15 protein-coding genes are annotated in these 13,313 nt (G+C 43.7%); 12 read left to right on the top strand and 3 right to left on the bottom strand.

Going from position 1 to position 13,313, the window contains the following annotated elements; all coding sequences use genetic code 11:
* Nucleotides 1-108: 108 nt before the first annotated feature.
* Complete coding sequence (gene tyrS / locus sps_RS12360; RefSeq protein WP_077752809.1) at nt 109-1,305, top strand: tyrosine--tRNA ligase; 1,197 nt, start codon at nt 109-111, stop codon at nt 1,303-1,305.
* Nucleotides 1,306-1,412: 107 nt separating this feature from the next.
* Here the strand turns inward: tyrS and sps_RS12355 are convergent, their stop codons facing one another.
* The 3 genes from sps_RS12355 to sps_RS12345 form a co-directional block, all read right to left on the bottom strand.
* The gene (locus tag sps_RS12355) at nt 1,413-2,396 is read right to left on the bottom strand and encodes a pre-peptidase C-terminal domain-containing protein (protein WP_237158066.1); all 984 of its coding nucleotides are present in this window, start codon (nt 2,394-2,396) and stop codon (nt 1,413-1,415) included.
* Complete coding sequence (locus tag sps_RS12350; RefSeq protein ID WP_077752807.1) at nt 2,374-3,519, bottom strand: trypsin-like serine peptidase; 1,146 nt, start codon at nt 3,517-3,519, stop codon at nt 2,374-2,376. The genes sps_RS12355 and sps_RS12350 overlap by 23 nt, the downstream gene beginning before the upstream one ends.
* A 308-nt stretch (nt 3,520-3,827) precedes the next feature.
* Nucleotides 3,828-5,462, bottom strand: a complete 1,635-nt coding sequence (locus sps_RS12345; protein WP_077752806.1) for a peptide MFS transporter — start codon at nt 5,460-5,462, stop codon at nt 3,828-3,830.
* Between the two features lie 586 nt (nt 5,463-6,048).
* Here sps_RS12345 and sctI point away from each other — a divergent pair.
* From sctI to sps_RS12295, 11 genes are all read left to right on the top strand, one after another.
* Nucleotides 6,049-6,297, top strand: a complete 249-nt coding sequence (gene sctI / locus sps_RS12340) for a type III secretion system inner rod subunit SctI (RefSeq protein ID WP_077752805.1) — start codon at nt 6,049-6,051, stop codon at nt 6,295-6,297.
* Nucleotides 6,297-6,842, top strand: a complete 546-nt coding sequence (locus sps_RS12335; RefSeq protein ID WP_077752804.1) for a type III secretion protein — start codon at nt 6,297-6,299, stop codon at nt 6,840-6,842. The genes sctI and sps_RS12335 overlap by 1 nt, the downstream gene beginning before the upstream one ends.
* A gap of 94 nt (nt 6,843-6,936) precedes the next feature.
* Complete coding sequence (locus sps_RS12330) at nt 6,937-7,320, top strand: regulator (protein ID WP_149027268.1); 384 nt, start codon at nt 6,937-6,939, stop codon at nt 7,318-7,320.
* A gap of 30 nt (nt 7,321-7,350) precedes the next feature.
* Entirely contained in the window at nt 7,351-7,836 is a 486-nt protein-coding gene (locus sps_RS12325) for a tetratricopeptide repeat protein (protein WP_077752802.1), read from the top strand.
* Nucleotides 7,837-7,926: 90 nt separating this feature from the next.
* The gene (locus sps_RS12320; RefSeq protein WP_077752801.1) at nt 7,927-9,120 is read left to right on the top strand and encodes a hypothetical protein; all 1,194 of its coding nucleotides are present in this window, start codon (nt 7,927-7,929) and stop codon (nt 9,118-9,120) included.
* A 20-nt stretch (nt 9,121-9,140) separates the two neighbouring features.
* Nucleotides 9,141-9,908 (top strand): hypothetical protein, encoded by a 768-nt coding sequence (locus sps_RS28815; protein WP_237158065.1) that lies wholly within the window; start codon nt 9,141-9,143, stop codon nt 9,906-9,908.
* Nucleotides 9,890-10,312, top strand: coding sequence for a hypothetical protein (locus sps_RS28810; protein WP_237158064.1), 423 nt, complete (start codon nt 9,890-9,892; stop codon nt 10,310-10,312). The genes sps_RS28815 and sps_RS28810 overlap by 19 nt, the downstream gene beginning before the upstream one ends.
* A 142-nt stretch (nt 10,313-10,454) precedes the next feature.
* Nucleotides 10,455-11,504: a VspD gene (locus tag sps_RS12310; RefSeq protein WP_077752800.1), complete on the top strand. Its 1,050-nt coding sequence runs from the start codon at nt 10,455-10,457 to the stop codon at nt 11,502-11,504.
* Between the two features lie 14 nt (nt 11,505-11,518).
* The gene (locus sps_RS12305; RefSeq protein ID WP_077752799.1) at nt 11,519-12,325 is read left to right on the top strand and encodes a type III secretion system protein; all 807 of its coding nucleotides are present in this window, start codon (nt 11,519-11,521) and stop codon (nt 12,323-12,325) included.
* Nucleotides 12,326-12,418: 93 nt separating this feature from the next.
* Nucleotides 12,419-12,904, top strand: a complete 486-nt coding sequence (locus tag sps_RS12300) for a hypothetical protein (protein WP_237158063.1) — start codon at nt 12,419-12,421, stop codon at nt 12,902-12,904.
* Nucleotides 12,891-13,310, top strand: coding sequence for a hypothetical protein (locus sps_RS12295; RefSeq protein ID WP_077752797.1), 420 nt, complete (start codon nt 12,891-12,893; stop codon nt 13,308-13,310). The genes sps_RS12300 and sps_RS12295 overlap by 14 nt, the downstream gene beginning before the upstream one ends.
* Nucleotides 13,311-13,313 lie beyond the last annotated feature (3 nt).

The raw sequence follows: 13,313 nt of genomic DNA, 5'->3' as shown, positions 1-13,313 counted from the left end.
ATTTTTTTGCTTATAGTGATCCCCTTAGTGTACACACTTTCAATTGTGCTGGCTAACAAGTAACATGACTCTTTATTTTTGAATGAGCTCCTAGGAGTAGTTGGCGAGATGGCTGATTTAGACCAAGCAATAGCAGAGATTAAACGCGGTACCGATGAGATATTACTCGAGGCGGATCTGCTGGCAAAATTGAAAGAGGGGCGTCCCTTACGTATTAAGCTTGGAGCCGATCCAACCGCGCCTGATATTCATCTTGGTCACACTGTGATCTTAAATAAGATGCGTACTTTTCAGGAACTAGGTCACGAAGTGATCTTCTTGATAGGTGACTTCACTGGTATGGTTGGCGATCCGAGTGGTAAGAATAGCACTCGTCCTCCGCTGACTCGCGAGCAAGTACTCGCTAACGCAGAAACCTATAAGCAACAGGTTTACAAAATTTTAGACCCGGCCAAGACGCGCATAGAGTTCAATTCGACCTGGTTGGAGCCTCTTGGTGCAGCTGGCATGATACGTCTTGCCTCGAAGCAAACCGTAGCTCGTATGATGGAGCGTGATGATTTTAAGAAGCGTTATGCTTCGGGTCAGTCGATTGCTATTCACGAGTTTATGTATCCCTTGCTACAGGGTTATGACTCGGTAGCATTAGAAGCCGATGTTGAGCTCGGCGGTACCGATCAGAAGTTTAACTTGCTGATGGGACGCGAGTTACAGAAATCTGAAGGGCAAAAGCCTCAGACGGTTATCATGATGCCGCTTCTTGAAGGCCTTGATGGCGTGAAGAAGATGTCTAAGTCTGCTCATAACTATATCGGTGTGAGTGAGCCAGCTGGTGAGATGTTCGGCAAGATTATGTCTATCTCTGATGTACTCATGTGGCGCTACTTCGAGCTGTTGTCATTCCGTCCTCTTGGCGAAATTGAGCAGTTTAAGGCCGATATCGAAGCCGGGGCAAACCCTCGTGATATCAAGATTGCCTTGGCGAAAGAGATCATTGCTCGCTTTCATGATGACGCTGCGGCAGAAGCGGCTCATCAGGAATTTATCAATCGCTTTCAAAAAGGGGCGGTTCCCGATGATATCGAAGAGATTGAGCTGAGTGTGGGTGAAGGTATTGCCATCGCTAATCTGCTTAAAGAGTTAGGCTTTGTTAAGTCGACTTCTGATGCAATGCGTATGATCAAGCAAGGCGCAGCCAAGATCGATGGCGAAAAAATTGAAGATACACGCCTACAGCTAACTGCTGGTACGAGCGGTATCTTCCAGGTAGGTAAACGTAAGTTTGCCAAGGTGACCTTAGTTTAGATTTGTTAAAATCTGACGGCTTAGCTTTAGTTAACGTTATATAATTAAAAAGGTTTCTGGCTTAGCCGGAAACCTTTTTTCGATCTTGGCCATTTATGAACCCAGATTTAGTTAATGTCTAAGCTGACTCCGGAAAAGCTCTGGTAGGCTCGTAAGCCGATATGCAGCTGCTCATCCTGGCTGACGGTGAGTGAGCATGACTCATCATTGGCAGATTGATATGGACGACAGTCATAGTCGGTCTGAGATGGCGCAGCTCCTTTCTTGACATAGAGATCCGCATCCCCGATCCCGCCGCTAGCGTTGATCACTAGTTGAGTCACCCCTTGTGGAACAGTGTAACTAAAATTCAGCCAGCTTCCTTTGTCTGCACTGAGGTCTGTATGAGGAAAATCATCTGGCATATTCGCTTTAATAGTGGCAAGGAGCTCCACGCCGGCAAAGTCACTGTAGGCAATTAATTTCACATAGACCTTGCCCGGAGTGCCCATCAAGATCCGACACTGCTCATTATTACCGCCGATATAGGGACGGCAATCATAATCATTTTTGTTCGGCTCTGCCCCTGATTTCACATAAAGATCGGCATCACCTGTGCCGCCTGTGATGTTAATCAGGATTTCGCGATTATTCTCATCTGTACTAATGAAATAGCTTAGTTCCTCATCTTTTTTTGCCGTTAGGTTTGAGACGGGAATCCCCGCATGCAACTCATTACCTGTACCGCTATCTGTGACAATCAGTTGTAGACTCGTGGCGTGGTTAAGCCCTTGGTCGTCGGTTACTGTGAGTGTCAGGGTATAACTGCCTGTAGCGGCATAATGATGCTGAACAGATATTCCATTCAGTTGAGTTCCGTCGCCCATGTCCCAGGAGTAGTCGACGATGGCATCGTTATCGTCGCTGGAACCTATACCATTCAGGCTGCAGCTTAAATCGCTGCAAGTGGCGTCAATTTGTGCCACGGGAGGCCTATTCTGAATCGGTCCGGCATCACCATCTGGAACTACATCACCGAAGTGAGCCGAAACCTGAGGCCATATCTTATCAATACGTACCCCTTGATTCTCACAGCCGCCAAAATGGTGCAAAGCTATGACCTTGTTTGGAGCTACGGACGATGACTGGAGAACCCGACGAGCCACCGGTAGTGTCACAGAAATAACCGGCATCGGAACCTGCTGCCCGGCCATTGGCACTAGCAGTATCTATCTGGCATAGGCCGCCTGAATTTTGATCACTTTCTATAGCTAGCTCTTTTGGGTTTCCGGCACCGTGCTGGGCAATGTAAATGGTCTCTCCTAGACTGGGAGCTCTGGGCTCCAGGCCGAAGTTACCAAATTGGGTAATATCGGCAAAGTTATTCACCGTAAATAGGGAATAATCCAGATCATAGTCAGTCTGGAGTAGCTCCCGTCCCGTGACCTTGATGGTTGCGACATTACTAGAGCCGCCACAGTTACTGCGCTGATAGTTGAACCATATCTCGGTATTTTCAAGCTTTCCTTGGGTTGAGAGGCAATGGTTGTTGGTAAACATACGATTGTCGTTGCTCACACGCCAGCCAGTACACAGCCCGCTGCCAGCCATTAATAGTCTAGCAACCGGTCGACTTCGCTCATACTCAACCGAGTGAGTAGACTGCCAGCAGGCCACGTCACGGCGTTCATTGACGCCACAAGTGGACTGGGGGGTGATGACATCAATGAGGGGGACAGACTGGCTCTGGTCATCATAGGTTTCACTGTGACCGGCATTGAAGTTGTCAATTTTGATACCGTGATGTGACTCCCATACCCGGCCAGCAGGCATGACTAAGGTGACTATGGCGGTATCCCCAAACACTGACATGGCTGAGAATTGACTGAGACCATTTTCTCCTTTATTTCTGTCGAAGGTAGCGGTTTTATGTGTCTGCCCATCGTAGCTATAGCTTTCCTTGCCATCGGGTGTGCTTACTGTCACGTAGGCCCCGGTTGGCAGGCTGAAGTAGCTGAAATGAACCTTGATAAAAGCAGAGCCGCTTCGTGTGATACGGATATCGTTAGGGATAGGTGCTGCTGAGAGTGAATTTATTTTGGGGCTCAGCGACATCGTTTTTGTCACTGTATCTGCAATGATAATCGGAGTTAACGTGGTTTGTTGAGGTTTAGCGTAGGCTTGAGTCGTGACACATAGATTCGCGGCGAGTGCGACTAATACATATTTAAACATGAATATATTTCCTTATATTTCATATTAATAGGCTACCTTTTGAAAACTCCTATTGTCGGAGTCAGGATAGCCAGACTTAAACGTCCCCTGTATTGTGCTGGTCGTAGAAAATACTAGTACACAGATCAGAACTTGTAAGCCCCCACTTAAGCATTTAATTGAACCTCGTAGAGAGGTATCTATGGAGTGATCGTTAACTTATTGAATATTGGTTTATTATTTTTATGTGAATCGATTTCTGAAATAAAACTTTCACATAAGTCTACTCACAGTAACGGTTTTGGGAGCCGGTAGAGCTTGTGTGTTGATTATCGTACCCCATGCATGTATTTCTTCAAGATAGGAGAGATGAGTAGCATAAATACCCCAAAGCCTATGCCTGTCCACATTAAGAACTCGAATAGCTGAGTGTAAATGGTGGCGGCCTGACTTATGTCCATGCTTTGGGGATCGGAGGTGTCTATGGCGGCCAGTTGGCCTAATCGCATGGCGACGGTTTCTGATAGAGCGGTGGCCAGAAACCAGACCCCCATGGACAGACCGACGACTCGATGGATGGCCAGTTTAGTCACGGCCGACAGGCCTACTGGTGATAGGCAAAGCTCACCTGTGGTATGGAGCAGGTATGCCAGCACCAGCCACCAGAGGCTGATTTGTCCGGCCTCGTTAGGATACGAAGCACCTATGACAAGGGCGCCAAAGCCCAATCCAGCCTGAATGATACCCAGGCCAAATTTGACCGGAATATTGGGGTTTAACTTATGTTTATCCAGCCAAACCCATAATGCGGCGAAGGGGAGTGCCAGCAGCATTATAAAGCCTGCATTGAGGGAACCAAATTGCCCCGCGGCTATCTCTATGCCCCCCAGGTTTCTGTCTACCACGCGATCGGCGTACAGAGTCATGGAGCCTGCCGCTTGTTCAAACAAGGCCCAAAATACAATGGTTGAGCCGATAAGCACCATCAAGACAACCATCTGGTGCATTTCCTCCTTGGTGCCTCTTAAGACTGCATAGCCAATCAGGCCGACGCCAGAAACCAGTAGTAATATTTGTTGGGCGGCGAAGACCACTGGCTCATGTTGAATTATCAACCAGAACATCGACAAGCTGAGGAGGGCGGCAAGATAGATGAGGTGCTCTCGGCTTAGCATGCCTAGCACCTTTTCACTAAGGCGCTGTGGATTGTCCGGCTCTGCCAAGCCTCTGAGGTATTTCTGTCCCTTGAGGAAGGTAAATAAGCCTATCAACATACCGACTCCGGCAGCGCCGAAACCGTATCCCCAGCCGAAGGTTTCCCCCAGATAGACACAGATTATCGTCGCAGCGAAGGCGCCGATATTAATCCCCATATAAAAGATGGTGAAGCCGGATTCTCGACGAGGGTCGTCTTTATCATAGAGCTGACCGACTATGGTAGAGATATTTGGCTTGAGGAAGCCGACACCCACGACGATCAATGCCAGAGCCAGATAAAAGACATTGAGGGCTGCTAGATCCCGTATCTGGATAGTTTCGGATAGCACTGTGCCAGTGAGTATCACGCTACCATCATTGAGGGTGATATCGGCCAGTAGTTGGCTACCCGCCGAATACTGCATTGCTTGGTGTCCTTCTACCGCCATCAAAAAGTGCCCCATGCACAGGAGAATCCCGCCAAAGATAACCGCCTTGCGCATACCTAAATACCTGTCGGCTAATAGGCCTCCTATAACAGGAAGTGAATAGACCAGGCCCGCATAGGAGCCTAATACTTCGAGTCCGGCACCGTCGGAGAACAGATGATATTTAGTCAGATAAAGCAGCAGTAGATACTTCATGCCGTAGAAGGAGAATCGCTCCCACATCTCGGTAGCGAAGCAGACATATAGCCCCTTAGGGTGGCCTAAGAAATCATCATTGAATCCCTGTTCTTCGGTTGGCGAATTTTGAGCTGGGTTCATGAACTTACCTCACAAGCTTTGATATTTGCTTGGTATAAATACTAGTACATAGAGGGGATTAGTATTTTTAACTGAAGTGAAGTAAGTGAAGTAGGGATGACATTGTATTATCTGCTCACCCCGATTGACGCTTGTATAATCCACAATCAAGGTATTCAAATCGATTAGACCTGAACCGCTCAGCATGGCTTGAATAAATTGCAGTTGAGTGAATTGAACATCGAAAGTAAGGGGATACCGCTGCGCCAACCAGAAGTAAACATGCAATACCTGAATTAACGAGGAAAAGTACTTGTTTTAGTGAGCGCTATTATAGAAATTAATGTAAAACTGGCGCGCGAATATGCAGGTTGATTTCGATAATCTGAAATAACAAAATCTCCAAAAAGTCTGAAATAATGTTAAGTGAAATAAATTGTCTACCCTCGGAATTAAATTTCAATGTCACATTAAGTTATTGAAATTAACTTTTAACTTTTCATTTCGTAAGTTTTCACAATGATTCAAGTTTATCCATTTGCTTGCCGATGTTGACTGTCCTAATATCGCCACGGAACTTTTAATAGCTTAGAGAACAGCTTAAGTAATGGCAGATCTTAACGTGCAAGCAATTCAGCCCTCAGTGCTTGAAGATACCTACAACAACATAGGTGAGGGGTTTCAAGAAATCATGGATGATTTACAGAAGATAAATGAAGGTGGAAACACTATTTCTTTACAAGACACTCTGGCCTTACAGCAATCTGTATTTCATTACAGCATGTACCAAGAGACAGTCACAAAAATAGCCTCTAAGTCTGCTACGGCAATTAATGATGTTATGAAGGCGCAGTAATGAAGAGACTGTTCTGGATAGTGCTTTTTATGCTTTGTGGATGTAATGATCAAGGTAATTTAGAGGTGGCAAGTTTCGAATCTGCTGATTTTGCCAATAAGGTTATTGTTTTACTTGGTCGATATCAGGTTTCCGCAACATTATCTGTTACTAAAGAGCATTATCTTGTCTCTGTCAGTAAAGAGAACTTAGTAAAGGCGAGGCAGGTACTAACCAAATTTAATTTTTATTTTGAACGAGAAGATCTAAATGATCTTTTAGAGTCTAAATTTGCCAGTTTAAGTAAGTTAGAAATGGTAAAGGGGAACTTACTTGAAAGTCGAGTCATATACAATAAGTTGAGTGTTATTCCCAACGTATTGCGTACGAGTGTGGTTGTTACTGGGGATAAAACTAAGCGAGTGTCAGTACTTATTTTGAGCTTCGATGAAATTGAACCGAGAAATAAATTGAATATTGAGCGTTTTTTGAATGGACTGGTTTCAGACTTAGATACATTAACTGTAAGTTACTTTTTTCAGAATATCGGAAATGAAGAAATATAAAAAGTTGTACCAAACCTATCTACATTATTTGTTGGTAAAACGTCGACTCAGTGAAGATGAATATCGAGTTCTTACATCTTTGACTGAGAGAGAGGTGAAAATTTGGTTTACACCAAGACGGTCTGATATTTCTAATGCTGCGAGTATTTTAGGCAATATTGTTATGTATCAAACATTAAAATATTACGCCAGTGATAGGTCTTGGCTATTGAGCAAGAAGAGTCTTGAACAGAGGCTATATCTTTGGTCTAACACTCTGGGAATTGGTCTGGATTCTAATCGTACTAGATCTATATGTTTAGAACAGTTAGGACTTATGTTACTGGCGGAACACAATCCACGTCACGCCATTATCTGGTCTATGAGACTCGGTGTGTCACTGCCTGACTCTGCGCTGGTTGTGCGATTTCCTGCCCGGTTGGGGGGATTAATTTCGCAAGTGACCAAGGGTGCCAATATAAATCTTAACGTGGGGTAACATTTTCGACTTAACTTGGATTGAGGAAACATGAAAAAAAAAGCTATAAAACCCGGTGAGGCTTGTGAGGATTTTTTTGAACTGCTTAAGGGTACTGTGATCGAGCAAGATATTGCGATGATGCGTAAGTCAAAGAAAATCACAATAACTCAAATAAAATCAATTTATGAATTAGGTGTGAGCTTCTACAATAACTTCCAATTTAAGGAAGCTGAAATTATATTCTCTGCCTATATTGGCTTGAATCCATATGATCATCGAGGGCCAGGTAGTCTGGCGGCGATTCTTTTAGAGAAAGGCCAGTTTAAAAAAGCATTGGAAATATTGAATATACTGAAAACATTTCCAACTAATGATTTGGATGAGACCATTCTTAATATTTCACTTTGTCATTATAAATTGAAAGAATATACACAGGCAAGTGTCACATTAATAATCGTCAAAGAAAATAATTTAAACGGTTTTTATTTGGACCGGTATGACTACCTTAAAAAACAGTTACATCCATATTTATAATAAGTGGAATGCAACTCAACAAGTTAAAAGTTTGTTTCAGTACTGTGGCTGTTATTAGAATGGTATTTACTTTAATTAGAGGTTCAACAAATGATACCAGTTCACTCATGGTCATTAGCAGGTGTAGATAATGTGGAAAAGGGGAGTTCAAATCAATTAGAGGTTGGAAAGGCTAAATTTGAGGAGAGTAATAAGCTTATTGAATTAGCCACTAAAGAAGAGGTCAATTTAGCTCAGATTCTTCCATTTACTCCAAATGATACGGAACCAACTCAGGTGCTTGCCGCTATTGCTACACATCAAAAGCAGTTAGTAGCAGCCATGGTCAGCCAAAACTCTGAGAGTGCAATAGCATTAGCTTTGGCTGGAAGTATCGAAGCTTATGGTAAACAACTTGAAGTGATACAGGGATGGACAAATGGTGGTGTTGCTATGTTTGAGTCTGCATTGTGGCTGATGCTGGCAGATCTCGAAGAAGGGGGAATACAGCCTGAAGAGCTAGAGGATGTATTCCAGATCGCTTTACTAGAGGTCATGATAAATCCCGAGAAATATGGTCTTACGGATTGGTATGAAAAGAATAAGGAAGATATTAGCCATATTTTGGAGAGTACGGGAAGTGGCAGTCATGGCTTACATGAAGCCAATTATGATACTCCAAAGGAGTTAGCCGATGTTACTCGTAAATTATATGAGGGTATCTTGTCGAACGGCAATATTCCGGAAGGGTCATTACTCGATCAAGCCATGGATGGTCTAGAAGCGGCTGGTGGTGCTAATGAACTGTGTGGACAAATTGAAAATAATTACTATCAAGATTATGGATGGTGGGATAGTGGTGCCAGTGATTTTAGTCCTATGCTGCGCCTCTTTATTCTGAGTGAATCTCTGAGTCAACATTCGACTATGACTCAGGAAGAGGTTGAACTTATTCTGAATGGATCCGTTGCCGATATAGATAATTACATCAATAAAACCTTTGGCCCGGGCTCATTGGGACCGTTGACAACATTATCGTGGTTTTGTGATTCAACCAATTGGCAGTTACAGGAGGGGTATAACTATCCTGGGGGGCATACAAGTCAAGTGGATTGGAAGGGAGATGGCATTAATATTAATGATCTTGTTAGCCTTTATACCAACTTCCCCCAACGAGCACTGACTGATGAAGAATTAAAAGAAGTAAATCGAATAGGCGATCAGGTGAAGATGCTTCAGCAGACCCTTAAATATTGGATTCAAATCTGTCGTGATGAACAAATGGCCATCGCTAGAAATATATAATTATTTGAAGGAGTGTTGCTATGAGTATGTCTGGAGTTTCGATAGCTCAGCCCCTGTGGCAAGTCCAGTCTGGTTTAGACAAATCAGACATAAAGTCAGCGGAGCAAATTGCCACAAATAAAGCGGGTTTGATGCTCGCTAAGGCAGATAAACCTCTTGCCACGTTTGAAGCCGAGCCAGTAGATGTTAGCACCTTGCTTATGGTTGCGGCGCAACAAAAGCAAGTGGTAATGGCTATGGTTAGCCAAAATGCTGAGAGTGCAATAGCGTTAGCTTTGGCTGGAAGTATCGAAGCCTATGGTAAGCAATTAGAGGTTATTCAAGGTTGGACTAATGGTGGCTTGCCTATGTTCGAGAGCGCTATGCGGGTGATGTTTGATGGTTTCATTAAAGATGGAGTCAGTGGTAGTGAACTAGAGGACTTATTTCAATTAGCAATCATGGATTACATCTCACACTCCTCGGAATACGCAGATCTACCTCCTGGTATGGAAGCTAAGATGATGCATTATTTGGAAAGCACTGGATCTGGCTCACATGGGTATCATGAAGGTTGGGACGGAACTCAGTTTGCAAATGAGACAGCTGACATTTTCAATTTTATGTTAGCGAGTGCACCAGATGGGAGCCTATGTCATGACATTTTAACTTATATGAAAGTTGAACAAGGGGCACCAGCGTCCCTGGAACAGCAATATAGGAATAATTTCGATAAGCAAGGTGGTTTTGTTGGTGATGCTAATTATCCAAACAGTGCAGGCCTATCTCCATGTTACGTATGGCATTGATGGCCGCGTATTTGGACCAGTATCCAGACGTTACACAAGATACCATCGAGATGTTTTTAACGGCGTCAGTGGGTGAATTAGATGCCTACATCATCAATAATACTCCGGGTACTGACTATACAGATGCGATGGACTTTTTATTTAAAAATGATGGTGAAGCGGATAATGAAGGTTGGCGTGAAGTCACTCAAAATGGTCACACTGTGATTGATTGGTTTGGTACCGGGTTGGATGCAGCTTACTTTAAAAATATGTATACCGATTTTCCACCACGTGAACTAACTGACGATGACATAAAGGAAGTTAATCGTATTGGCGATCAGGTAAAGATGATTCAGCAAACTCTTAAGTACTGGATTCAAATCAGTCGTGATGAACAGATGGCCATAGCCCGCAACATCTAAATAGCCCCAGATTTAAGATCTCGGGACAAAATAGAAGGGCATGGTAACGCTGGGGGCCATGCCGCTCGCGTCGCGAGAGTTATGGTGTATCAATAATATGAGTGCACCAATTCCCAGTATTATCACATGAAAGGAAATTAAGATGAGTACATTCATGAGTGCCATTACTGTGCCAAGCATTGTCAGCACAGCCGAAGACCCGAGCCTGAGCGTTCTGCGTCAAAGTAATGAAGCCCAAGCTGAACAACAGCCCAAGCCGAATCAACCGCTACCTGGTAGTGCGGTAGGAGTGTCCAACAGTCAGCTCTGGCGTATGGTGCAAGAGAGTATGAAATTGGCGGCAAGCGCATTTTCAGGTACAGGAAAAGAGAACTCTGAAGCTAAAAAAACGCTGATTGAACTCCAAAAAAACACACAAATTGATTCGCTTAATGAACGAATGGCGCAAATCGAAGAGCAGAAACAAGCCCAAAAAAGTCAGGGGATTTGGGGCAAGATTGCCATGGCATTTGGCTTTCTTGCTGCGATAGTAATGGCACCGTTTAACCCTGTGATGGCTGCAGTGATGATAGGCGTTATGATTGCTGCGATTGTGCTCCCTAAAATCGTCGATAAGATTCTGCAAGCTGCCGGTGTTTCAGAAGAAATTCGAGGATATGTGTCTATGGGGTTGGAGATTGCCATCGGCATTATCGGTATGGTGGTCAGTTTTAATCCAGGGAACTTCCTGGCAAGTGCCAGTAAAGCTGCGGCAAGTGGTGCTGCTAAAGTGGCTAATTTGGTTGATAAAGCTGTTGATGCCCTTAATACATTCAAATCATTTACCACATTATCGACCAAAATTCAAAATACGGTCAATAAGATCATGAAGTTCATTGAGCCATTACTCGATAAACTAAAATCCTTTGCTGTCGGTGGCGAAAAGCTGACAGCTCAAATCGGTCAGGCAAGCTCAGTTGGCTCAAATTTGACTTCTGTTGTGAGTAGTGGCTACGGGATTAAGTCTGCAGATATCACCAAAGATCTTGAAATTGCGCAAGCGGAACAAGAAGAGTTAGCTACTCGAATCCAACAAATATTGATGATGCTTAGTCAAGCGTTGCGGGCAGTGAGTCATGCTTTTGAATCACTATTTAAAGTTAATAGTGACCAGCGTGAATTTAACGACAAGATTATATCAATCAATATGTAAGAGGAAGTAAATTTATGAACTCAATTTCAATAAATGCACAGTCATCTCAATCGATAATGACTGAAGAGACTGCCTCATTTTCTCAGTCTAATCCAGCAGATAAGAAAACATGGAACTCCTATGATAGTTCATTGACGGAGGTCAATAAAGGTACTGTATCAATGAGTGATTTGCTTGCGCTCTTGTCGCAAATTATCGCGTCGTCTAGGGAGGTTCGTGCTCAAGTCATGAAAAACCGTATTGGTGAAGCCGTTGCCACATCGGCTCTTGCTACTATGCTAGCACAGGATAAATCTAATGATGCCAAGTTGCGTTTTGGTATTTCCTTAGCGTCATCTGTGGTTAATATGGCGATGACCACGGGAGCTACCGTGCGTATTGGACAAACTAAGACTCTGACAGATAAACATTTATCTAAAATGTCGGGTAATGGGGCGGCAGATACTGGAGGGGTTAAGTTATTAAAAGTGACTGATCTAGAATCAGGCAAAATCACTAACCTTGATAAGTCTCCAAAAGTGTCTGATTTAACGTCGAAAGAACTCAATAAATACACTGCAAGTCTCCAGCAACAGCGTACCGCTAAATATAACTCTGTCACTCAGATGGGTGGAATGGCCGATGGTATGGTTGGCAATGCTAATGAGATTCAAAATGCTGAACAGGTGAAAGGGCAAGAAGAGTTGCAAGCCAGCAAAGACTTGAAAGAGAAGTTCGATGCACAGCTTGATCAATACATTCAAGATCTGACTGCTGAAGGTGTGAAGTTGAATGAGATCCTTGATGCTGTGGCAAGAGCTAGTCTGGTAACTAACCGATAAAACTAAGGGCAGAGCGAGCTTATCTCGCTCTGATTGACGATGCTGCGACCTATATCCTTGGCTATACCACAACGTACAGAAAGAGTGTCGGAGGTGACGCGGGGTCAGCAAACTCGTGAGGATTTTAAGCCTCGTCGTGTCAAAGAGGTAAGTCAACCGGATAAGCGAGCCAAAAAGTATCCTCGTCTGTTTCGTGTTGAACGTAAGCCTTTAACTTTTCAGCAGCAAGGTCAATTTGCTAAACAGCTAAACAGCTATCAACTCAAGGCATTGCGTAATTGGCAAGGTTTTTCTGACAGCTTACTCGACATAGAGTCATTGAATGATGCTCAACGTTGGATCCTGAACGCGGCCAGAGTTTGTGAGCATCTATACCCTAGGGCATTGCGAAAATTACTTAAAAAACACATTGATGAGTTTCAGTTGACAGAGGATATGAATGTCGATAGTCAGACAGTGCAACAGCTTCTTGCTTACGAGCATAATCTGGATGGCTTGTTGTCAATTTTGGTGTTATGCCGTCGTTACGATAAGCGAAAGTCAGCTGAACAAGAGTTAGATAACAATGGCCACAAATAACCGATCGAGTCGCATTGCTCATTGTCATTTGCAGGGGCAATCACTGGATCCTTATCAATTATTGAAAGCAAAATCGGAACGCCTTAGCTGGAACCGATTGTCTGATGTAGAAATTTATGTCGACAAGCAAGCCGTCATTGATTGGTTTTCTATGTTACGAGATTATTCTGAGGCAACGGTTAAGGCGATCGTGGTGGAAGGCATATTGGATAGCCAATTTCATAAAATCACCTTTATTTTGACGCTAGTACAAAGTGCTGATTTCGAAGCTGTGACTTCGAAAGATGCTTATCAACAGCTCTATGATTTTGTTTGTCGGACGCCAGCCGGGGTACAGGATTGGATTGATGATGTAGATTTTCAGATGAGTAGAGATGTATTAGCACTTTTATCTAGAAATCGATGAGGG

This window comes from Shewanella psychrophila (assembly GCF_002005305.1).
Taxonomy (GTDB): Bacteria; Pseudomonadota; Gammaproteobacteria; order Enterobacterales; family Shewanellaceae; genus Shewanella; species Shewanella psychrophila.
This window is presented reverse-complemented; position numbering and strand designations above follow the sequence as displayed.

Excerpts from the sequence above, each read along its gene's own strand:
- tyrS (WP_077752809.1), top strand. The coding sequence starts at position 109 with ATGGCTGATTTAGACCAAGCAATAGCAGAGATTAAACGCGGTACCGAT.
- sps_RS12350 (WP_077752807.1), bottom strand. The coding sequence starts at position 3,519 with ATGTTTAAATATGTATTAGTCGCACTCGCCGCGAATCTATGTGTCACG.
- sps_RS12345 (WP_077752806.1), bottom strand. The coding sequence starts at position 5,462 with ATGAACCCAGCTCAAAATTCGCCAACCGAAGAACAGGGATTCAATGAT.
- sctI (WP_077752805.1), top strand. The coding sequence starts at position 6,049 with ATGGCAGATCTTAACGTGCAAGCAATTCAGCCCTCAGTGCTTGAAGAT.
- sps_RS12335 (WP_077752804.1), top strand. The coding sequence starts at position 6,297 with ATGAAGAGACTGTTCTGGATAGTGCTTTTTATGCTTTGTGGATGTAAT.
- sps_RS12325 (WP_077752802.1), top strand. The coding sequence starts at position 7,351 with ATGAAAAAAAAAGCTATAAAACCCGGTGAGGCTTGTGAGGATTTTTTT.
- sps_RS12320 (WP_077752801.1), top strand. The coding sequence starts at position 7,927 with ATGATACCAGTTCACTCATGGTCATTAGCAGGTGTAGATAATGTGGAA.
- sps_RS28815 (WP_237158065.1), top strand. The coding sequence starts at position 9,141 with ATGAGTATGTCTGGAGTTTCGATAGCTCAGCCCCTGTGGCAAGTCCAG.
- sps_RS28810 (WP_237158064.1), top strand. The coding sequence starts at position 9,890 with ATGTTACGTATGGCATTGATGGCCGCGTATTTGGACCAGTATCCAGAC.
- sps_RS12310 (WP_077752800.1), top strand. The coding sequence starts at position 10,455 with ATGAGTACATTCATGAGTGCCATTACTGTGCCAAGCATTGTCAGCACA.
- sps_RS12305 (WP_077752799.1), top strand. The coding sequence starts at position 11,519 with ATGAACTCAATTTCAATAAATGCACAGTCATCTCAATCGATAATGACT.
- sps_RS12295 (WP_077752797.1), top strand. The coding sequence starts at position 12,891 with ATGGCCACAAATAACCGATCGAGTCGCATTGCTCATTGTCATTTGCAG.